This is a genomic window from Streptomyces sp. NPDC001443, assembly GCF_053597355.1.
This window is the reverse complement of record NZ_JBSFIA010000013.1, coordinates 97206-117289: the sequence shown is the minus strand read 5'-3', so window position 1 is coordinate 117289 and position 20084 is coordinate 97206. Positions and strand designations below refer to the sequence as shown.

16 protein-coding genes are annotated in these 20084 nt (G+C 72.0%); 9 read left to right on the top strand and 7 right to left on the bottom strand.

Annotated features, from left to right (window positions below):
- Positions 1-5 precede the first annotated feature (5 nt).
- Positions 6-4601, top strand: coding sequence for a glutamate synthase large subunit (gene gltB / locus ACWC24_RS16485; protein WP_450663515.1), 4596 nt, complete (start codon positions 6-8; stop codon positions 4599-4601).
- Positions 4594-6057 carry a glutamate synthase subunit beta gene (locus ACWC24_RS16480; protein ID WP_450663514.1) on the top strand — a complete coding sequence of 488 codons (1464 nt, stop codon included), beginning with the start codon at positions 4594-4596 and terminating at the stop codon, positions 6055-6057. The genes gltB and ACWC24_RS16480 overlap by 8 nt, the downstream gene beginning before the upstream one ends.
- Positions 6058-6186: 129 nt before the next feature.
- Here ACWC24_RS16480 and ACWC24_RS16475 read toward each other — a convergent pair whose 3' ends face one another.
- Positions 6187-7101, bottom strand: a complete 915-nt coding sequence (locus tag ACWC24_RS16475; protein ID WP_450663513.1) for a rhomboid family intramembrane serine protease — start codon at positions 7099-7101, stop codon at positions 6187-6189.
- A 147-nt stretch (positions 7102-7248) separates the two neighbouring features.
- On the opposite strand from ACWC24_RS16475, the gene ACWC24_RS16470 reads away from it, so the two are divergent.
- On the top strand, positions 7249-7968 hold the full coding sequence (locus tag ACWC24_RS16470) for a vWA domain-containing protein (protein WP_450663512.1): 720 nt from the start codon (positions 7249-7251) through the stop codon (positions 7966-7968).
- A 137-nt stretch (positions 7969-8105) separates the two neighbouring features.
- Positions 8106-9764 carry a cytochrome bc1 complex cytochrome b subunit gene (qcrB, locus tag ACWC24_RS16465; RefSeq protein WP_450663511.1) on the top strand — a complete coding sequence of 553 codons (1659 nt, stop codon included), beginning with the start codon at positions 8106-8108 and terminating at the stop codon, positions 9762-9764.
- Here qcrB and ACWC24_RS16460 read toward each other — a convergent pair.
- Positions 9739-10710 carry an acyl-CoA dehydrogenase family protein gene (locus tag ACWC24_RS16460; protein WP_450663510.1) on the bottom strand — a complete coding sequence of 324 codons (972 nt, stop codon included), beginning with the start codon at positions 10708-10710 and terminating at the stop codon, positions 9739-9741. The two genes, qcrB and ACWC24_RS16460, sit on opposite strands and share 26 nt — an antisense overlap.
- The gene (locus ACWC24_RS16455; protein WP_450663509.1) at positions 10710-11849 is read right to left on the bottom strand and encodes an acyl-CoA dehydrogenase family protein; all 1140 of its coding nucleotides are present in this window, start codon (positions 11847-11849) and stop codon (positions 10710-10712) included. The genes ACWC24_RS16460 and ACWC24_RS16455 overlap by 1 nt, the downstream gene beginning before the upstream one ends.
- A 60-nt stretch (positions 11850-11909) precedes the next feature.
- On the opposite strand from ACWC24_RS16455, the gene ACWC24_RS16450 reads away from it, so the two are divergent.
- The 3 genes from ACWC24_RS16450 to ACWC24_RS16440 all read left to right on the top strand — a co-directional run bounded on the left by ACWC24_RS16450 (position 11910) and on the right by ACWC24_RS16440 (position 14645).
- Positions 11910-12731, top strand: a complete 822-nt coding sequence (locus ACWC24_RS16450; RefSeq protein ID WP_450663508.1) for an SDR family oxidoreductase — start codon at positions 11910-11912, stop codon at positions 12729-12731.
- 22 nt (positions 12732-12753) lie between these two features.
- Positions 12754-13365 carry a TetR/AcrR family transcriptional regulator gene (locus ACWC24_RS16445; RefSeq protein WP_450663507.1) on the top strand — a complete coding sequence of 204 codons (612 nt, stop codon included), beginning with the start codon at positions 12754-12756 and terminating at the stop codon, positions 13363-13365.
- Between the two features lie 122 nt (positions 13366-13487).
- A complete protein-coding gene (locus ACWC24_RS16440) occupies positions 13488-14645 on the top strand; it encodes an acetyl-CoA C-acetyltransferase (RefSeq protein WP_450663506.1) in 1158 nt (385 codons plus the stop codon).
- A 71-nt stretch (positions 14646-14716) separates the two neighbouring features.
- Here the strand turns inward: ACWC24_RS16440 and ACWC24_RS16435 are convergent, their stop codons facing one another.
- Genes ACWC24_RS16435 through ACWC24_RS16420 form a run of 4 tightly spaced genes read right to left on the bottom strand, consistent with a single transcriptional unit; the run spans position 14717 to position 18156 of the window.
- Positions 14717-15766, bottom strand: coding sequence for an NAD(P)H-dependent flavin oxidoreductase (locus tag ACWC24_RS16435; RefSeq protein ID WP_450663505.1), 1050 nt, complete (start codon positions 15764-15766; stop codon positions 14717-14719).
- The gene (locus tag ACWC24_RS16430; protein ID WP_450663504.1) at positions 15766-16533 is read right to left on the bottom strand and encodes a CoA-transferase subunit beta; all 768 of its coding nucleotides are present in this window, start codon (positions 16531-16533) and stop codon (positions 15766-15768) included. The genes ACWC24_RS16435 and ACWC24_RS16430 overlap by 1 nt, the downstream gene beginning before the upstream one ends.
- Complete coding sequence (locus ACWC24_RS16425; RefSeq protein ID WP_450663503.1) at positions 16530-17411, bottom strand: CoA transferase subunit A; 882 nt, start codon at positions 17409-17411, stop codon at positions 16530-16532. The genes ACWC24_RS16430 and ACWC24_RS16425 overlap by 4 nt, the downstream gene beginning before the upstream one ends.
- Complete coding sequence (locus ACWC24_RS16420) at positions 17404-18156, bottom strand: enoyl-CoA hydratase family protein (protein WP_450663502.1); 753 nt, start codon at positions 18154-18156, stop codon at positions 17404-17406. The genes ACWC24_RS16425 and ACWC24_RS16420 overlap by 8 nt, the downstream gene beginning before the upstream one ends.
- 197 nt (positions 18157-18353) lie before the next feature.
- Between ACWC24_RS16420 and ACWC24_RS16415 the strand changes: the two genes are divergently transcribed.
- On the top strand, positions 18354-19109 hold the full coding sequence (locus tag ACWC24_RS16415; protein WP_450663577.1) for an SDR family oxidoreductase: 756 nt from the start codon (positions 18354-18356) through the stop codon (positions 19107-19109).
- Positions 19106-20014 (top strand): SDR family oxidoreductase, encoded by a 909-nt coding sequence (locus ACWC24_RS16410; protein ID WP_450663501.1) that lies wholly within the window; start codon positions 19106-19108, stop codon positions 20012-20014. Before ACWC24_RS16415 ends, ACWC24_RS16410 begins: the two co-directional genes overlap by 4 nt.
- Positions 20015-20084 lie beyond the last annotated feature (70 nt).

The following is a 20084-nucleotide window of genomic DNA, read 5'->3' as shown; positions in this document are numbered from 1 at the left end:
AGCCGATGCGTACGCCGCGCCAGCCGTCCCAGCACTCCATGAATGGCCAGAACTGGTCTTTCATGGATGCTCGCCCTGCTGCGCAGGGTATGTACGACCCCCGCAACGAGAAGGACGCCTGTGGCGTCGGTTTCGTGGCCACCCTCACCGGCGAGGCGAGCCATGCGCTGGTCGAGCAGGCACTCACGGTGCTGCGCAACCTCGAACACCGAGGCGCCACCGGCTCCGAGCCCGACTCCGGTGACGGCGCGGGCATCCTCTCGCAGGTCCCGGACGCCTTCTTCCGCGAGGTGGCCGGCTTCGAGCTCCCCGAGGCCGGCGGATACGCCGTCGGCATCGCCTTCCTCCCCGAGGACGGCACCGACGACGTCGTCGCGCGGATCGAGACGATCGCCGCCGAGGAGGGCCTCACGGTCCTCGGCTGGCGCGAGGTCCCCGTCGCCCCCGCGCTGCTGGGCGCCACCGCCCGCTCGACGATGCCCGCCTTCCGGCAGATCTTCGTCTCCGGCGGGGACGACCGGAAGGGCATCGAGCTCGACCGCACGGCCTTCGTGCTGCGCAAGCGCGCCGAGCGCGAGGCGGGGGTCTACTTCCCCTCCCTCTCCGCCCGCACGATCGTCTACAAGGGCATGCTGACCACCGGTCAGCTGGAGCCCTTCTTCCCGGACCTGTCCGACCGCCGCTTCGCCTCCGCGATCGCGCTCGTCCACTCGCGCTTCTCCACGAACACCTTCCCCTCGTGGCCGCTCGCGCACCCGTACCGCTTCGTCGCGCACAACGGTGAGATCAACACCGTCAAGGGCAACCGCAACTGGATGCAGGCCCGCGAGTCGCAGCTCGTCTCCGACCTGTTCGGCGACCGCGAGCTCGACCGGATCTTCCCGGTGTGCACCCCGGACGCCTCCGACTCCGCGTCCTTCGACGAGGTGCTCGAACTGCTGCACCTCGGCGGCCGTTCGCTGCCGCACTCCGTGCTGATGATGATCCCGGAGGCGTGGGAGAACCACGACTCCATGGACCCGGCCCGGCGCGCCTTCTACCAGTTCCACTCCACGATGATGGAGCCCTGGGACGGCCCGGCCTGTGTCACCTTCACCGACGGCACCCAGGTCGGCGCCGTGCTCGACCGCAACGGTCTGCGCCCCGGCCGCTACTGGGTCACCGACGAGGGCCTCGTCGTCCTCGGCTCCGAGGTCGGCGTCCTCGACATCGACCCCGCGAAGGTCGTCCGCAAGGGACGCCTCCAGCCCGGCAAGATGTTCCTCGTCGACACCGTCGAGCACCGCATCATCGAGGACGACGAGATCAAGGCCGGTCTCGCCGCCGAGCAGCCGTACGCCGAGTGGCTGGAGGCCGGTGAGATCGAGCTGGGCGACCTGCCCGAGCGCGAGCACATCGTGCACACCCACGCCTCGGTCACCCGCCGCCAGCAGACCTTCGGCTACACCGAGGAAGAACTGCGCGTCATCCTCGCCCCGATGGCCAAGTCCGGCGCCGAGCCGATCGGTTCGATGGGCACCGACTCGCCGATCGCCGCGCTGAGCGAGCGCCCGCGCCTGCTCTTCGACTACTTCACCCAGCTGTTCGCGCAGGTCACCAACCCGCCGCTGGACGCCATCCGCGAGGAGCTCGTCACCTCGCTGCGCTCCTCCCTCGGCCCCTCCGGCAACCTGCTCGACCCGGTCGCCGCGTCCTGTCGCAGCGTCCTGCTGCCCTTCCCGGTCATCGACAACGACGAGCTGGCCAAGCTCATCCACATCAACGCCGACGGCGACCTGCCCGGCTTCAAGGCCGCGACGCTGTCCGGTCTGTACCGGGTCTCCGGCGGCGGCGACGCCCTCGCCGCGCGCATCGACGACATCTGTGCCGAGACCGACGCCGCCATCGAGAACGGCGCCGGCCTGATCGTCCTGTCGGACCGTCACTCCGACGCCGAGCACGCGCCGATCCCGTCGCTGCTGCTCACCGCGGCCGTCCACCACCACCTCATCCGCACCAAGCAGCGCACCCGCGTGGGCCTGCTGGTCGAGGCCGGCGACGTCCGCGAGGTCCACCACGTCGCCCTGCTCATCGGCTTCGGCGCCGCCGCGGTCAACCCCTACCTGGCGATGGAGTCCGTCGAGGACCTCGTCCGCGCGGGCACCTTCCTGTCGGACATCGAGCCCGAGCAGGCCATCCGCAACCTGATCTACGCGCTCGGCAAGGGCGTCCTGAAGGTCATGTCCAAGATGGGCATCTCCACCGTCGCCTCCTACCGCGGCGCCCAGGTCTTCGAGGCCGTCGGTCTCGACAGCGCCTTCGTGGAGAAGTACTTCAACGGCACCGCCACCAAGATCGGCGGCGTCGGCATCGACGTCGTCGCCAAGGAGGTCGCCGCCCGCCACGCCAAGGCCTACCCGGCCAGCGGCATCGCGCCCGCCCACCGCGCCCTGGAGATCGGCGGCGAGTACCAGTGGCGGCGCGAGGGCGAACCGCACCTGTTCGACCCGGAGACGGTCTTCCGCCTCCAGCACTCCACGCGCAGCGCGCGCTACGACATCTTCAAGAAGTACACGGACCGCGTGAACGAGCAGTCCGAGCGGCTGATGACGCTGCGCGGCCTGTTCGGCTTCACCTCCGACCGCCCGTCGATCCCCGTCGACGAGGTCGAGCCGGTCAGCGAGATCGTCAAGCGCTTCTCCACCGGCGCCATGTCGTACGGCTCCATCTCCAAGGAGGCGCACGAGACCCTCGCCATCGCCATGAACCAGTTGGGCGGCAAGTCCAACACCGGTGAGGGCGGCGAGGACCCGGAGCGCCTGTACGACCCGGCGCGCCGCTCGTCGATCAAGCAGGTCGCCTCCGGCCGCTTCGGCGTCACCTCCGAGTACCTCGTCAACGCCGACGACATCCAGATCAAGATGGCCCAGGGCGCCAAGCCCGGCGAGGGCGGCCAGCTGCCCGGCCACAAGGTCTACCCGTGGGTGGCCAAGACCCGGCACAGCACCCCCGGTGTCGGCTTGATCTCCCCGCCGCCGCACCACGACATCTACTCCATCGAGGACCTGGCTCAGCTGATCCACGACCTCAAGAACGCCAACCCGCAGGCCCGCATCCACGTGAAGCTGGTCTCCGAGGTCGGCGTCGGCACGGTTGCCGCGGGTGTCTCCAAGGCGCACGCGGACGTGGTCCTCATCTCCGGTCACGACGGCGGCACCGGTGCCTCCCCGCTGACCTCGCTCAAGCACGCGGGCGGCCCCTGGGAGCTCGGCCTCGCCGAGACCCAGCAGACCCTGCTGCTCAACGGCCTGCGCGACCGGATCGTCGTGCAGACCGACGGCCAGCTCAAGACCGGCCGCGACGTCGTCATCGCCGCGCTGCTGGGCGCCGAGGAGTTCGGTTTCGCGACCGCGCCGCTCGTCGTCTCCGGCTGCGTCATGATGCGCGTCTGCCACCTGGACACCTGCCCGGTCGGCATCGCCACCCAGAACCCGCTGCTGCGCGAGCGGTTCGCCGGCAAGGCCGAGTACGTCGTGAACTTCTTCAAGTTCATCGCCGAGGAGGTCCGCGAGATCCTCGCCGAGCTGGGCTTCCGCTCCATCCAGGAGGCCGTCGGCCACGCCGAGGCGCTCGACGTCACCCGTGCCGTCGACCACTGGAAGGCCCAGGGCCTGGACCTGGCCCCGCTCTTCCACGTGCCCGAGCTGCCCGAGGGCGCGGTGCGCCACCAGGTCGTCGAGCAGGACCACGGTCTGGCGAAGGCGCTCGACAACGAGCTGGTCAAGCTGGCCGCCGACGCGCTGGCCGCGAACTCCGCGACCGACGCCCAGCCGGTCCGCGCCCAGGTCGCGATCCGCAACATCAACCGCACGGTCGGCACCATGCTCGGCCACGAGGTGACGAAGAAGTTCGGTGGCGCGGGCCTGCCCGACGACACCATCGACATCACCTTCACCGGCTCGGCGGGCCAGTCCTTCGGCGCCTTCCTGCCGCGCGGCGTCACGCTGCGCCTGGAGGGCGACGCCAACGACTACGTCGGCAAGGGCCTGTCCGGCGGCCGCGTGGTCGTCCGCCCGGACCGGGGCGCCGACCACCTCGCCGAGTACTCGACGATCGCGGGCAACACCATCGCCTACGGCGCCACCGGCGGCGAACTGTTCCTGCGCGGTCGCACGGGCGAGCGGTTCTGTGTCCGCAACTCCGGCGCGCTGGTGGTCTCCGAGGGCGTGGGCGACCACGGCTGCGAGTACATGACCGGTGGTCACGCGGTGGTCCTCGGCGAGACGGGCCGCAACTTCGCGGCCGGCATGTCCGGCGGCATCGCCTACGTGATCGACCTCGACCGCGACAACGTCAACGTCGCCAGCGTGAGCGCCGTCGAGGCGCTCGACGACACCGACCGGCAGTGGCTGCACGACGTCGTGCGCCGCCACCAGGAGGAGACCGGCTCCACGGTCGCCGAGAAGCTGCTCGCCGAGTGGGACACCGCGGTGAACCGCTTCAGCAAGATCATCCCCAGCACCTACAAGGCAGTGCTCGCCGCCAAGGACGCCGCCGAGCGAGACGGTCTGTCCGAGACCGAGATCACCGAGAAGATGATGGAGGCGGCGATCAATGGCTGATCCGAAGGGCTTTCTCAACCACGGCCGCGAGGTCGCCAAGTCCCGTCCCGTCGAGGTGCGCCTGAAGGACTGGAACGAGGTCTACGTCCCCGGCTCCCTGCTGCCGATCATCAGCAAGCAGGCCGGCCGCTGCATGGACTGCGGCATCCCGTTCTGTCACAACGGCTGTCCGCTGGGGAACCTGATCCCCGAGTGGAACGACTACGCCTACCGCGAGGACTGGGCCGCCGCCTCCGAGCGCCTGCACGCCACCAACAACTTCCCGGAGTTCACGGGCCGTCTGTGCCCCGCTCCGTGCGAGTCGGCGTGTGTGCTCGGCATCAACCAGCCGGCCGTCACCATCAAGAACGTCGAGGTCTCGATCATCGACAAGGCGTGGGAGACCGGTGACGTCGCCGCGCGGGCCCCTGAGCGCCTGTCCGGCAAGACCGTCGCGGTCATCGGCTCGGGCCCGGCGGGCCTGGCCGCCGCCCAGCAGCTCACCCGGGCCGGCCACACCGTCGCGGTGTACGAGCGCGCCGACCGCGTCGGCGGCCTGCTGCGCTACGGCATCCCCGAGTTCAAGATGGAGAAGCGGCACATCAACCGCCGTATCGAGCAGATGCGCGCGGAGGGCACCCGCTTCCGTACCGGTGTCGAGATCGGCGTCGACCTCAAGGCGACCGACCTGAAGAAGCGGTACGACGCGGTCGTCATCGCCGCCGGCGCCACCACCGCCCGCGACCTGCCCGTCCCGGGCCGGGAGCTCAAGGGCGTCCACCAGGCGATGGAGTACCTGCCCCTGGCCAACAAGGTCCAGGAGGGCGACTTCGTGGCGCCGCCGATCTCGGCCGAGGGCAAGCACGTCGTGGTCATCGGCGGTGGCGACACCGGCGCCGACTGCGTGGGCACCGCCCACCGCCAGGGCGCGGCCTCCGTCACCCAGCTGGAGATCATGCCCCGGCCGAACGACGAGCGGCACCCGCTCGCCCAGCCGTGGCCGACCTTCCCCATGCTGTACAAGGTCACCTCCGCGCACGAGGAGGGCGGCGAGCGCGTCTACTCCGTCTCGACCACTCACTTCGAGGGCGACGAGGACGGCAACGTCCAGTGGCTGCACCTGACCGAGGTGGAGTTCGTCGACGGCAAGCTGACCGCCAAGCCGGGCACGGAGCGCAAGATCCCCGCCCAGCTGGTGACGCTGGCGATGGGCTTCACGGGCACCGACCGGGAGAACGGCCTGGTGGAGCAGTTCGGCCTGGAGCTCGACGAGCGCGGCAACGTCGCCCGCGACGCCGACTTCCAGACCAACGTGCCGGGCGTGTTCGTCGCCGGTGACGCCGGCCGCGGCCAGTCCCTCATCGTGTGGGCGATCGCCGAGGGCCGTTCGGCGGCCAGGGGCGTCGACCGCTTCCTGACGGGCGCCAGCGACCTGCCGGCCCCGATCCGTCCGACGGACCGCTCGCTCATGGTCTGACGGATCCGACGGATCCCGTAAAACCCGTAAAACCCGTAAAAGACGTCCCGTACAAAGGCGTACGGAACACAGACGGCGCCTGCCCGCCTCCCCGACCGGAACTGGGCAGGCGCCGTCGCATGTCCGCGCTCAGATCGCGGTGAACTGCGCGACCTTCGCGGCGGCGCACACCACCAGCAGGAGCAGCAGCGCCCCGCACGCCACGGCCTGCACCAGCGCGCGCCGCCCGTCGCGGGGCGCGTACGCGTAGGCCAGGGTCACCACCGCGCCCGTCAGCAGACCGCCGAGGTGACCCTGCCAGGAGGTGAGTGAGGCGGAGAGGACCATCCACAGCACCAGGCCGATCATGAACCGGTTGACGGACTCCATGTCGGCGCCCAGCCGGCGGGCCATGACGTAGTAGGCGGCGCCCAGGCCGAAGATCGCACCCGACGCGCCGACGGTGAGCTCGTCCGGCGCGATCAGCAGCACCAGGACCGAACCGCCCAGCGCCGACAGCAGGTACAGGGCGAGATAGCGGACGCGGCCGAGCTGACCCTCCACCATCCGGCCCAGGTTCCACAGGCACGCCATGTTCATCACGATGTGCAGGATGCCGAACGAGCCTTCGCCGACCGGCATATGGAGGAAGGCTCCGGTCAGCAGCCGGTACCACTCCCCGTTCGCGAGACCCTCCGCGGTGAGGTCCGAGGAGTACGGGTACTCCCACAGCCAGTGCCCGCCGTCCGCGTCCACCAGCCCCGAGCCCAGCATCCCGAACCGGTCCACGATCTCGGGACGTATCAACTCGGCCAGGTAGGCCAGCACGTTGAGCCCGATCAGGACGTACGTCACCAGCGGCACGGCCGTGATCCGGCCGCCGAAGGCCGTGCGGGCCTGGCGCACCGAACGCGCGCCCTCCTTCACGCACTCCACGCACTGATGGCCGACGGCGGCCTCCCGCATGCAGTTCGGGCAGATGTAGCGGTCGCAGCGGGTGCAGCGGACGTGGGACTCCACCTTGGGATGGCGGTAGCAGGTGGTGACGGTGGACTCGGACTCCACGTCGGCTCCTCGGGAAAAGGGTGGGCAGGTCGGCGAGCCGGTGGGGACGGCGGGGAACAAACTATCGAACGACTGTGGGCCGAAACGGAGCCGGGGCGGCGGTGCCGTAACCTCGCACGAAGCGGTTCGAACGGAGGGGGAGTCCGTATGTCGGCGATCAGTCTCGGCAAGGTGGAGCAGAGCGCTCCCGCGCTGGTCGACCTGTACAAACGGGCCGGGACGTCCCTCGAACGGCAGGGACTGGGCGGCCTGCGGGCCGCGGTCTACCTCGTCGTCGATTACTCCGGCTCGATGAAGCCGTACTACGAGGACGGCAGCGTGCAGGCGCTCGCCGACCGGGTGCTGGGACTGTCCGCGCACCTCGACGACGACGGCCGGGTCCCGGTGGTCTTCTTCTCCACCGACATCGACGCCGTCACCGACATCGCGCTCGACGACCACCAGGGGCGTATCGAGCGGATCGTGGCCGGACTCGGCCACATGGGCAGGACCAGTTACCACCTGGCGATGGACGCCGTGATCGACCACTACCTCGACAGCGGCTCCACCGCACCCGCCCTCGTGGTCTTCCAGACCGACGGCGGCCCGATCAACAAGCTCGCCGCGGAACGCTATCTGTGCAAGGCGGCGAAGCTGCCGCTGTTCTGGCAGTTCGTCGGCTTCGGCGACCCGGACAGCCGCCAGTTCGACTATCTGCGCAGGCTCGACGAACTCGCCGTGCCGGACAAGCGGGTGGTCGACAACGCCGGCTTCTTCCACGCGGGCACGGACCCCCGGAAGGTCTCGGACGCGGAGCTGTACGACCGGCTGCTGGGCGACTTCCCCAAGTGGCTCGTGGCGGCCCGGGCCGCGGGGATCGTCGCCTGACCGTCGGGCGGCCGGCCGCCCGTACGGCCGCGGCCGTGTTCGGTCTCACACCGTGACCGGCCGACGGCGACGGCCCGCCTGTTGGCTTGGGCGCACCGCCGTGCCACCCTGAGGTTGATCCGAGGGGGAGGCCGCGCATGGACGGCGCACGATCGGTGAACGAAGCGACGGGGAAAGCGAGTTCGGCCCGCCGGGGCGACCCCGGCAAGGGCGAGAAGCTCGCCGACTGGGCCGACGGACGGCTCGGCCTCTACGCGCTGGCCAAGGCCAACATGCGCAAGGTGTTCCCGGACCACTGGTCCTTCATGCTGGGCGAGGTCTGCCTCTACAGCTTCCTGATCCTGATCCTCACCGGCGTCTACCTCACCCTGTTCTTCGAACCGAGCAGCGCCGAGGTCGCCTACCACGGTCCGTACGCCCCGCTCAACGGCGTCCTGATGACCAAGGCCTACGAGTCCACGCTCCACATCAGCTTCGAGGTGCGCGGCGGGCTGCTGATCCGCCAGATCCACCACTGGGCGGCGCTGGTCTTCGTCACCGGCATGCTCGTGCACATGATGCGGGTGTTCTTCACCGGCGCCTTCCGCAAGCCGCGCGAGATCAACTGGCTGTTCGGCTGGACCCTGCTGATGCTCGGCATCCTCACCGGCCTGACCGGCTACTCGCTCCCCGACGACCTGCTCTCCGGCACCGGCATCCGCTTCGCCGACGGCGCGATCCTGTCCATCCCGGTCGTGGGGACGTACATCTCGTTCTTCCTCTTCGGCGGCGAGTTCCCCGGGCACGACATCATCTCCCGGCTGTTCCCGGTCCATGTCCTGCTGCTGCCCGGGATCATGCTCGGCCTGGTGGTGGCCCATCTGATCCTGGTCTTCTACCACAAGCACACGCAGTACCCGGGCCCCGGCCGCGACCAGAAGTCGGTCGTCGGGATGCCCTTCCTGCCGGTCTACATGGCCAAGGCGGGCGGCTTCTTCTTCCTCACCTTCGGCGTGCTGGTCGTCATGGGCGGCATCGCCAGCATCAACCCCGTCTGGGCCTTCGGCCCCTACCGGCCCGACCTGGTCACCACCGGCGCCCAGCCCGACTGGTACCTCGGCTTCTCCGAGGGACTGATCCGGGTGATGCCGGGCTGGGAGATCAACGTCTGGGGACACACCCTGGTGCCGGGCGTCCTCATCCCGTTCTCGCTCTTCCCGCTGATCCTGCTCGCCCTCGGCGTCTACCCCTTCGTCGAGGCGTGGATCACCGGCGACCGGCGCGAGCACCACATCCTGGACCGGCCGCGCAACATGCCCGTGCGCACCGGCCTGGGCGCGGCCTGGCTCAGCCTGTACGGCGTGCTGCTGATCGGCGGCGGCAACGACATCGTCGCCACCCATCTGCACCTGTCCATCAACGCGATCACCTGGTCCGTACGGATCGGCGTCTTCGTCCTGCCGGTGCTCACCTTCACCGTCACCAAGCGGATCTGCCTCGGCCTCCAGCGCCGCGACCGGGACAGCGTGCTGCACGGCAGGGAGACCGGCACGATCAAGATGCTGCCGCACGGCGAGTACGTCGAGGTCCACGAACCCCTCCCGCAGGGACGGCTGTTCACCCTCACCCAGCACGAGCAGAACCCGCCGTACGAGATCGGGCCGCGCGTCGACGCGGGCGGGGTGCGCCGGCCCGTCACGGTCTCCCAACGGGTACGGGAACGGCTGGCCCGCGCGATGTTCGGGCCCGGGACACACATACCGAAGCCCACCCCCGAGGAGCACCGGGAACTCACCGCGGGCGACCACCACCACTGAGCACCACGTCCCGGCACTCCTGCGGGCCGCCCCAGGCGGCGAGCAGGACCCGGGCCCTGGCCAGCCACAGGGACAGGTCGAACTCCGCCGTGTAGCCGATCGCGCCGTGCAGCTGCAACGCCGTACGGGCCGTGGCGTACGCCGCCTCGCAGGCGCTCACCTTCGCCGCGGCCACGTCCGCCGGGTCCATCGTCACCGCCGCGCCCAGCACCAGGGGGCGCGCGAACTCCAGGGCGATCCTGGCGTCGGCCAGCCGGTGCTTGACCGCCTGGAACGAGCCCACCGGCACACCGAACTGCACGCGCCGCCCCACATGGGCCACCGTCCGCTCCAGCAGCGCCAGGCCGACGCCGAGGGCCTGCGCGGCGGTGGCCAGCCTGGCCCACAGCAGGGCCCGCGCCCACGGCGGCTCCGGGTCGAGCAGTTCCCCGCCCGGCAGCAGGGGAGTGAGCCGGCGGACCGGGTCCAGGGACGGGCGCACCGGACCGTGACCGGGGGCCAGACGCAGGCCGTCGGGGCCGAGCGCGAGCAGCAGGTCCGCCGTGTCGCCGTCCAGCGCACAGCCGTCCGGCCCGGCCGACAGCGTCGCCGTCAGGGTGCCGTCGGCCAGCGACGGCAGGAAGCGCTTCGCCGGGCCCGGCCGCTCCGACCCGCCCAGCAGCACCGCGGCCGCGACCGTCTCCACCAGCGGGCCCGGCGCCGCGTGCCTGCCCAACTCCACGAAGGCGAGCGCGAGTTCCACCGGTCGCGGGCCCAGCCCCGCGTACTCCTCGGGCACCGCCAGCGCGAACACCCCCGCCTGCGCGATCCGGGACCACAGCGCCCGGCCGCGCGCGCTCTCGCCGCGCCCCCAGGCCCGGGCGACCTCGGGCGGCCCGGCGGCCGTCAGCATCGCGTCGAGCGAGCGCGTGAACTCCCGCTGCTCGGCGTCGAGGAGGAAACGCATCAACGGCGTCCCTTCGGCAGGCCGAGCAGCCGCTCGGCGACGATGTCGCGCTGGATCTCGTTGGTGCCCGCGTAGATCGGACCCGCGAGGGAGAAGACATAGCGCTCGCACCAGTCGGAGTCCGCCGCCTCGCCCTCGGGACCCAGCAGATCCAGGGCCGTCTCGTGCAGCGCGATGTCGTACTCCGACCAGAAGACCTTGTTCGCGCTGGCCTCCGGGCCGATCCGGTCGCCGTCCAGGAACCGGGCCGCGGCCGCGTAGGTGTACAACTGGTGGGCGCGGGCGCCGATCAGCGCGTCGGCGACCCGGGCCCGCGCGTGCGCCGGGCAGCCCCGCTCCCGCCACAGCCGCAGCAGCCGGTCGGCGGAGGCGAGGAAACGGCCCGGGGAGCGCAGGGTGAGGCCGCGCTCGTCGGCGGCCGTCGACATCGCGACCCGCCAGCCCTGCCCCGCCTCCCCGACGACGTCCTCGTCCGGGACGAACACCTCGTCCAGGAACACCTCCGCGAACGCCGGTCTGCCGTCCAGCCGCCCGATGGGGCGCACCGTGACACCGGGCGCGCGCAGATCGAACATCAGGCACGTCAGGCCCTGATGAGGTCTCGGCAGATCCGGCTCGCTGCGGAACAGGCCGAACGCCCGGTCCGCGAACGCCGCCCGCGACGACCACGTCTTCTGCCCGCTCAACAGCCAGCCGCCGTCCGCCCGTACGGCCTTCGAGCGCAGCGACGCCAGGTCCGAGCCGGCCTCCGGCTCCGACCACGCCTGCGCCCAGACCACCTCGCCGCGGGCCATGGGCGGCAGCACCCGGGCGCGCTGCTCCTCGGTGCCGTGCTCGAAGAGGGTCGGGGCGAGCAGCCCGATGCCGTTCTGGCCGACGCGGCCCGGCGCGCCCGCCGCGTAGTACTCCTCCTCGAACACCAGCCAGCGGATCAGCCCCGCGTCCCGGCCGCCGTACCGGGCGGGCCAGTCGACCACCGACCAGCGGTCCGCGGCCAGTTCGGCCTCCCAGGCGCGATGCGCCGCGAAGCCCTCCGCGGTCTCCAGGGACGGCAGCGGGGTGCGCGGCACATGCGCGCCGAGCCAGGCGCGGACCTCGGCGCGGAAGGCCTCGTCGGCCGGAGAGTGGGTGAGGTCCACGGGTCGCCGTCCCTCCCGTCGTTCTTCCCTAACAAGTGTTTGGTAGGTTAGCGTGGGCCCATGACAGACGTCGAGGGTCCGGCAGTCGATCGTCCGGCAGGTGACCGTCCGGCATACGAACCCGGACACGGACTGCTGCGCGGACGCGGCGCCGTCATCACCGCGGCGGCCGGCACCGGCATCGGCGGCGCGACCGCACGCCGCTTCCTGGAGGAGGGCGCGCACGTCGTCATCTCCGACGCCCACGCCCGGCGGCTGAAGGAGCACGAGGCCGCGCTCGCCGCGGAGTTCGGCCCCCAAGCGGTCACCGCACTGCCCTGCGACGTCACCGACGAGGCCCAGGTGCGTGCCCTGTTCGACACCGCCGCGGCCCGGCACGGACACCTGGACATCGTCGTCAACAACGCCGGACTCGGCGGCACCGCCACCCTCGTCGACATGACCGACACCCAGTGGTCCCGCGTCCTGGACGTGACACTGAACGGCACGTTCCGCTGCACCCGGGCGGCCCTGCGCGCGATGCGGGACACCGGCCGCGGCGGGGTGATCGTCAACAACGCCTCCGTCGTCGGCTGGCGCGCCCAGGCCGGACAGGCGCACTACGCCGCCGCGAAGGCCGGCGTCATGGCCCTCACCCGGTGCGCGGCCGTCGAGGCGGCGGAGTACGGCGTCAGGGTCAACGCCGTCGCACCGAGCCTCGCCATGCACCCGCACCTGGCCAAGGTGACGACCCCCGAACTGCTCGCGCAGCTCACCGCCCGCGAGGCCTTCGGCCGGTACGCCGAGCCCTGGGAAGTGGCCAACGTGATCGTGTTCCTGGCCTCCGGCTACTCCTCGTACCTCACCGGAGAGGTCGTCTCCGTCAGCAGTCAGCACCCCTAGGAGCAGCGATCACAATGGACCCGTGCCGACCAAGAAGAAGCCCCAGGTGACCGCAGCCCCCGCCCGCCGCGGCGAACTCCTCAGCACCGCCGCCGAGGTCTTCGCCGAACAGGGCTACAACGCCACCACCGTGCGCAAGATCGCCGACCACGCGGGCATGCTCGCGGGCAGCCTCTACTACCACTTCGACTCCAAGGAGTCGATGCTGGAGGAGATCCTGCGCACCTTCCTCGACGAGCTCTGGGGCGGCTACGACACGGTCCTGGCCGCCGGACTGGGCCCCCGCGAGACCCTGGAGGCCCTGGTCACCGAGTCGTTCCGGGAGATCGACCGGCACCGCGCCGCCGTCGCGATCTACCAGAAGGAGTCCCGGCAGCTCGTGGCGCAGGAACGGTTCGCGTTCCTCGCCGAGTCGCAGCGCAAGTTCGAGAAGGCGTGGCTGTCCACGCTGGAGCGCGGGGTCGCCGACCGGGCCTTCCGCGCCGACCTGGACGTCCGCCTCACCTACCGGTTCGTCCGCGACACGGTCTGGGTCGCCGCGTCCTGGTACCGGCCGGGCGGACAGCACAGCCCGGAGGAGATCGCCCGGCAGTACCTGTCGATGGTGCTCGACGGGATCGCCGTACGGGCATAGCCGGAAGCCGGAAGCCGGAAGCCGGAAGCCGGGCGCCCGGCGCGGAGCCGCAGCACCCTGACCCAGCACGCACCTCAGCAAGTGATCCGTCGTCACTCAACGCGAACCACTGGGGAGTCGCCATGGCCGAGGCCTACATCGTCGAAGCGGTCCGTACACCCGTAGGACGGCGTGGGGGAGGGCTCAGCGGCGTGCACCCGGCCGATCTGGGCGCCCATGTGCTGAAGGAGCTCGTCGCCCGCGCCGCGCTCGACCCGGCCGCCGTCGACGACGTCGTCTTCGGCTGCCTGGACGCGGTGGGCCCGCAGGCCGGGGACATCGCCCGCACCGCCTGGCTCGCGGCCGGACTGCCCCAGGAAGTGCCCGGCGTGACCGTGGACCGGCAGTGCGGCTCCTCGCAGCAGGCCGTGCACTTCGCGGCCCAGGCCGTGCTCTCCGGCACCCAGGACCTGGTGGTGGCCGGCGGCGTGCAGAACATGTCCCAGATCCCCATCGCCTTCGCCATCCGGCAGGCCGCCGAACCGCTCGGCTTCACCCAGGGCCCCTTCGCCGGCAGCGAGGGCTGGCGGGCCCGCTACGGCGACCGGCCCGTGAACCAGTTCGCCGGCGCCGAGATGATCGCCGCGAAGTGGGGGATCGACCGGGAGGAACAGGAGGAGTTCGCGCTGCGCTCCCACCGGCGCGCCCTGCGTGCCATCGACGAGGGCCGCTTCGAACGGGAGATCGCCCCCCACGGTCACGTCGCCGTCGACGAGGGACCGCGCCGGGACACCTCGGCGGAGAAGATGGCCGCGCTGAAGCCGGTCATCGACGGCGGCACCGTCACCGCGGCCTGCTCCTCCCAGGTCTCCGACGGCGCCGCGGCCCTGCTGCTGGCCTCGGAGCGGGCGGTGCGCGAACACGGACTGCGGCCCCGGGCGCGGGTGCACCACCTCTCCGTGCGCGGCGAGGACCCGATCCGCATGCTGACCGCGCCCATCCCGGCCACCGACCACGCCCTGAAGAAAACCGGCCTGTCCATCCACGACATCGACCTCGTCGAGATCAACGAGGCCTTCGCCCCGGTCGTCCTGGCCTGGCTGAAGGAGACCGGCGCCGACCCGGCGAAGGTCAACGTCAACGGCGGCGCGATAGCCCTGGGACACCCGCTGGGCGCCACCGGCGCCAAACTGATGACCACGCTGCTGCACGAACTGGAACGCACCGGCACCCGCTACGGCCTGCAGACCATGTGCGAGGGCGGGGGCCAGGCCAACGTGACGATCATCGAGAGGCTCTGAGCCGCCCGCGCGGGCAGGCCGTGCGGCTCGACGAGAGGCTCCGAGCCGCTCCCGCACCCCGGCCGTGCCGGTCAGCGGGTGCCGGCGAGCCGCTCCCGCGCCTCCTCCGCCTCCCGCATGATCCGCCCCACCAGCTCCGCGCACGACGGCAGGTCGTCGATCACCCCGGCGACCTGCCCGGACGCCATCACCCCCAGATCGGTCCTGCCGTCCACCATCGCGGCCCTCAGCAGCATCGGCGTGTTCGCCGCGAGCAGGACCTGACTCCAGGCCAGATCATGACCACGTCTGAGCGCGAGACCGTCGCGGACCATGCGCCGCCAGGTCAGCCCGGACAGCCTCCGGAACGCCGCCGCCCGGCGCAGGGCCTCGAACAGCGCCCGGCCCCGGCCCGCGTCCTCCAGCGACCCGACCAGCTCCGTACGCAGCATGCGGTGCGGCAGCCCGTCCACCGCGCGCGTCACCGTCACGTCCCGCACCGTCGCCGCCAGATACCGCGCCTTCACCGCGTCCGGCACCGGCGAGTCCGAGGTCAGCAGGAACCGGGTGCCCATGGCGATGCCCGCCGCCCCGTACGCCAGCGCCGCGACCAGCCCCCGCCCGTCGAAGAACCCGCCCGCCGCCACCACCGGCAGGTCCACCGCGTCCACGACCTGCGGCAGCAGCACCGACGTCGCCACCTCGCCGGTGTGCCCGCCGCCCTCCCCGCCCTGCACCACCACCGCGTCCGCGCCCCACGCCGCCACCTTCTCGGCATGGCGGCGCGCGCCCACCGAGGGGATGACCACCACGCCCGCCTCCTTCAGCTCGGCGATCAGCTCACGGGACGGGGCCAGGGCGAACGACGCGACCCGCACCCCCTCCTCGACGATGATCCGCACCCGGTCGCCCGCGTCGGCCGCGTCCGCGCGCAGGTTCACCCCGAACGGCGCGTCCGTACGCGAGGCGACCTCCCGTATCGCCGTCCGCAACTGGTCGAGGGTCATCGTCGCCGAGGCCAGGACGCCCAGCGCGCCCGCGTTCGCCGCCGCCGACACCAGCCGCGGACCCGCCACCCACCCCATCCCCGTCTGCATGACCGGGTGCCGGACCCCGACCAGCCGGGTGAACGCCGTCTCCATCAGACCCCCGTCCGGTCCGGGACCTCCCGGGCGCGGGTGTCCGCCGGGTCGATCACCTCCCGGATCAGCCGCAGTTCCCCGCCGGTCGGCTCACGGGTCCGGGGCACCTCCGGCGGGACCACGAGCGCGAACCCGGTCGCCTCCCGCACCTGCTCGACACTCACCCCCGGATGCAGTGACGCCAGCCGCATGGCGTGGTCGGGCGTGGCGAAGTCGAAGACACCGAGATCGGAGACGACCCGCGGGATCCGGTGGAAGCGCGCCGTGCCGGGGTGCCGGGCCGCCCGGTCGTACCCCACCCCGCACACCATGTCGACCCGCTCCACGAACACCCGCCGGGAGTGCCTGGGGATCCAGTAACTCGTCGGGTTGTTCAATGTGTTGACCGGAGCGCCCCGGACGCCGAGCAACTGCCGCCGGGGTGCGGCCCAGTCGCCGATGCAGGAGATGTTCTGGTTGCCGAACCGGTCGATCTGGCTCGCGCCCATCATCACGTGCCGTCGTCCGCCGCTGACCAGCTCCAGATGCTGACGGTAGGGCAGCCGGCCCTCGACCGTGCCGTCGGCGTCCACGAGGAGCGCCTCGCCGTCGGTCAGCAGCAGATCCGGCGCGAAGGTGAGCCGGGCGAGCCGTGCGCCCACGGACGGGATCACCCCGCCCATCGGGCTCGCCAGCACCTCGCCCGCGTCCCGCCAGGCCTCGGCGCAGGCGATCACGCAGTACTCGGCACGGGTGGGCGCGGCGCCCGGACCGCCCGGGGCGCTCACGGCTTCCCCTCCTCGCCCCGCCCCGGTTCCTGTTCCTTCTGCCAGGCCCGCACGGCGGACCGGTAGGCGTGCTCGTCCCCGCCCAGGAACCGGTCCGCGAACTCCGGCCAGGGCGTGCCCGCGTACAGCCGCTGAAAGGCCTCGTCGCGGCCGTGGTCGGGGGCGCAGGACGTGAAGTGCGCGCCGTTCGGGGCCTCGACCACACCCGTCACCGTGTGCCGCTTGATCAGCAGCGACTGCGGACCGGCGTCGGCCCCCTTCGTCAGTTCCGCGGTCTCCACGATCCGCTCGCACGAGACATAGGCCCGGTCCGCCGCCGCGCAGAACAGGTCGTCGAAGTACGGGTCCGGGCCCAGGCAGGTGCCGTTGCCCCGCCGGTCCGCGCGGTTGACGTGGACCAGCGCCGCGTCCAGCCGCAGGGCGGGCATCGCCACGAACGTCTCCCCGTCCTCGTAGGGGGAGACCACGGTCCGCAGGCCCGGGTTGACCCGCATCACGTCCGAGCCGATCCCCGACCTGACCGGCAGGAACGGCAGCCGGTTCGCGGCCGCCCGCAGCCCCCACATGAACATCGCCTCGTCGACCTCCACCAGCTCGAAGTCCCCCCGCTCACGGGCCGCGCGGTAGTGCGGTTCGAGCGGGATCGAGTCCAGGGTGGTGAACGCGGCGACCAGCTTCCGGATCCGCCCGGCGGCGGCCAGCATCCCCACGTCCGGGCCGCCGTACGAGACCACCGTGAGATCGCCGATGCCGGCCCGGAGCACCGCTCTCACCAGCGCCATCGGCTTGCGCCGGGAGCCCCAGCCGCCGATGCCGACGGTCATGCCGCTCGCCAGCCCCGAGACCGCCTCGTCGGCGGTCATCGTCTTGTCACCCACCCGACGTCCCCTCCCTCCCGAAGGTGTCCCGGATCCGGTCCGCCACCCCGCTGACGTCCGCCTCGAAGGTGAAACCCTGCTCGAAGCGGTAGCTGCGGCGCACGTCGACCGGATCGATGCCGTTGATGGCGGCCTTGGCCAGCCGCAGCAGCTCACCGTCCTTGGCGGCGATCTCCCGGGCCAGTTCCAGGGCCGCGGCGTCCAGCCCCCGTCTCGGCACCACCCGCCACACCGAGCCGTGGGCGTGCAGCTCGGCCGCGGTCGCCGTGCGCGAGGTGTAGTACAGCGCGCGCATCAGATGCGGGGGGACCAGCCGGGACAGGTGCGTGGCCGCGCCGAGGGCCCCCCGGTCGAGTTCGGGCAGCCCGAAGACGGCGTCGTCACCGGCCACGATCACGTCCGCGTTCCCCGCCAGGCCTATGCCGCCGCCCAGACAGAAGCCCTGCACCGCCGCCACCACCGGGACCTCGCACTCGTACACCGCGGCGAAGGCCTCGAAACAGCCGCGATTGGCGCCGACGAGTGCGGTGCGCCCCTGCGCCTGTATCTCCTTGATGTCCACGCCCGCGTTGAAGCCGCGCCCCCGCGCGCCCAGCACCACGCACCGGACCTCCGGGTCGTGACCGGCCGCGCGCACCGCGTCGGCCAGCGCGAACCAGCCGGCCACCGGTATGGCGTTCACCGGCGGGAAGTCGACCGTGACCACGGAAATCCCCTTTTCCGGGGACGAGGTGGAGACACCCATCGGCGCATCAGCTACCTTTCCACCCAGCCGCTATTCCACCAAACATTTGTTAGGTGTGAGGCTTCGAAGCTAGCAGCCGACGGATCGCGGCGGGAGGCCCTGTGGACAACTCGCACCCTGCACGCTCCTCGCACTCTCCGCACTCTCCGCACCCCGCGCACCCCGCGCACCCCTCCCATTCCTGGCACTCTGCGCGGCTGGACGGCCGCACGGTCGTGGTGACCGGCGGCACCCGGGGCGTGGGAGCGGGCATCGTCCGGGCGTTCGCGGCGGCCGGGGCACGGGTGGTGGCCTGCGCCCGCAGACCACCACCCGAAGAGCTCGCGGCGGGCGTCGAGTTCGTCCCGCTCGACCTGCGCGACCCGCCCGCCGTACAGGCCTTCTTCGACGCGCTGCCCCGGCTCGACGTCCTCGTCAACAACGCGGGCGGGGCACCCTACCGGCTGCTCGCCGACGCGGACGCCGAGCGCCACGCGCGGGTCGTCGAACTGAACCTCCTCGCCCCGCTGACCACGTCGCTCGCCGCGCACGACCACCTCAGACGGGCCCGGGGCACCGTCGTGATGGTCGGCAGCGTCAGCGGCAGCCGCCCCTCGCCGGGCACGGCGGCCTACGGGGCGGCCAAGGCGGGACTGGAACACCTCGCCCGGTCCATGGCGGTGGAATGGGCGCCGCACGTGCGCGTCAACACCCTCGTCGTCGGCATGGTCCGCACCGAGCTGTCCCACCTCCACTACGGCGGGGAGGAAGGCGTCGAGGCGGTCGCGCGCACCGTCCCGCTCGGACGGCTGGCCGTGCCCGACGACATCGGCGCGGCCGCCGTCTTCCTCGCCTCCGACGCCGCCGCGTACATCAGCGGGGCGAGCCTGCTCGTGCACGGGGGCGGGGAGCGGCCCGCCTTCCTGGACGCCGCCACAGCCGACCGGGACAGCCGAGGAAAGGGAGAGGGATGAGCGGAATCTGCGCGGGACGGGTCGTCGTCGTCACCGGTGCCGGGCGAGGCCTCGGGCGGGCGCACGCGCTCGCGTTCGCCGCCGAAGGGGCCCGCGTCGTCGTCAACGACCTGGGGGTCGGCCTGGACGGCACACCGGGCTCCGGCAGCCCCGCGGCCGGAGTCGTCGACGAGATCCGGGCGGCCGGCGGACACGCCGTCGCGCACGCCGGCGACATCGCCACCACCGAGGGCGCCGCGTCACTGGTCCGGGTCGCGCTGGAGACGTACGGCAGGCTCGACACCCTCGTCAACAACGCCGGGTTCCTGCGGGACCGGATGCTGGTCAACCTCGACGAGGACGACTGGGACGCGGTCGTCCGCGTCCATCTCAAGGGACACTTCCTGCCGCTGCGGCACGCGGCCGCGCACTGGCGCCAGGAGACCCGGGCCGGGCGCACCCCCGAGGCCCGGATCGTCAACACCGGCAGCGGGGCCGGGCTGCTGGGATCGGTCGGACAGGGCAACTACAGCGCGGCGAAAGCCGGCATCGTCGCCCTGACGCTGGTCGCCGCGGCCGAACTGAGCCGCTACGGCGTCCAGGTCAACGCGATCGCGCCCGCGGCCCGCACGAGGATGACCGAGGACACGTTCGCGCGGGCCATGGCGGCACCCGAAACGGGCTTCGACGCCATGGCCCCCGAGAACGTCTCACCGCTGGTCGTATGGCTGGGCTCGGCCGCCAGCGCCGGTGTCACCGGCCGGGTCTTCGAGGCCGAAGGAGCCCGGATCACCCTCATGGAGGGATGGCGGCCCGGCCCCACGGCGGCCGGGGAGCAGCGCTGGCGGCCCGGGGAGGCGGGGGAGGCCGTACGACGGCTGATGAAGGAGGCGCGGCCGCCGGGCGCGGTGTACGGAACCCGGTGAACCCGCCGCCCGGCCCGGGCACGCCGTGCCCCTCGCGCGCCGCGGCATCCACCATCCCGGCCCGGGCACG

Excerpts from the sequence above, each read along its gene's own strand:
- gltB (WP_450663515.1), top strand. The coding sequence starts at position 6 with ATGCGTACGCCGCGCCAGCCGTCCCAGCACTCCATGAATGGCCAGAAC.
- ACWC24_RS16470 (WP_450663512.1), top strand. The coding sequence starts at position 7,249 with ATGTCGGCGATCAGTCTCGGCAAGGTGGAGCAGAGCGCTCCCGCGCTG.
- ACWC24_RS16460 (WP_450663510.1), bottom strand. The coding sequence starts at position 10,710 with ATGCGTTTCCTCCTCGACGCCGAGCAGCGGGAGTTCACGCGCTCGCTC.
- ACWC24_RS16420 (WP_450663502.1), bottom strand. The coding sequence starts at position 18,156 with ATGGGTGTCTCCACCTCGTCCCCGGAAAAGGGGATTTCCGTGGTCACG.
- ACWC24_RS16410 (WP_450663501.1), top strand. The coding sequence starts at position 19,106 with ATGAGCGGAATCTGCGCGGGACGGGTCGTCGTCGTCACCGGTGCCGGG.
- ACWC24_RS16435 (WP_450663505.1), bottom strand. The coding sequence starts at position 15,766 with ATGGAGACGGCGTTCACCCGGCTGGTCGGGGTCCGGCACCCGGTCATG.
- ACWC24_RS16480 (WP_450663514.1), top strand. The coding sequence starts at position 4,594 with ATGGCTGATCCGAAGGGCTTTCTCAACCACGGCCGCGAGGTCGCCAAG.
- ACWC24_RS16440 (WP_450663506.1), top strand. The coding sequence starts at position 13,488 with ATGGCCGAGGCCTACATCGTCGAAGCGGTCCGTACACCCGTAGGACGG.
- qcrB (WP_450663511.1), top strand. The coding sequence starts at position 8,106 with ATGGACGGCGCACGATCGGTGAACGAAGCGACGGGGAAAGCGAGTTCG.
- ACWC24_RS16450 (WP_450663508.1), top strand. The coding sequence starts at position 11,910 with ATGACAGACGTCGAGGGTCCGGCAGTCGATCGTCCGGCAGGTGACCGT.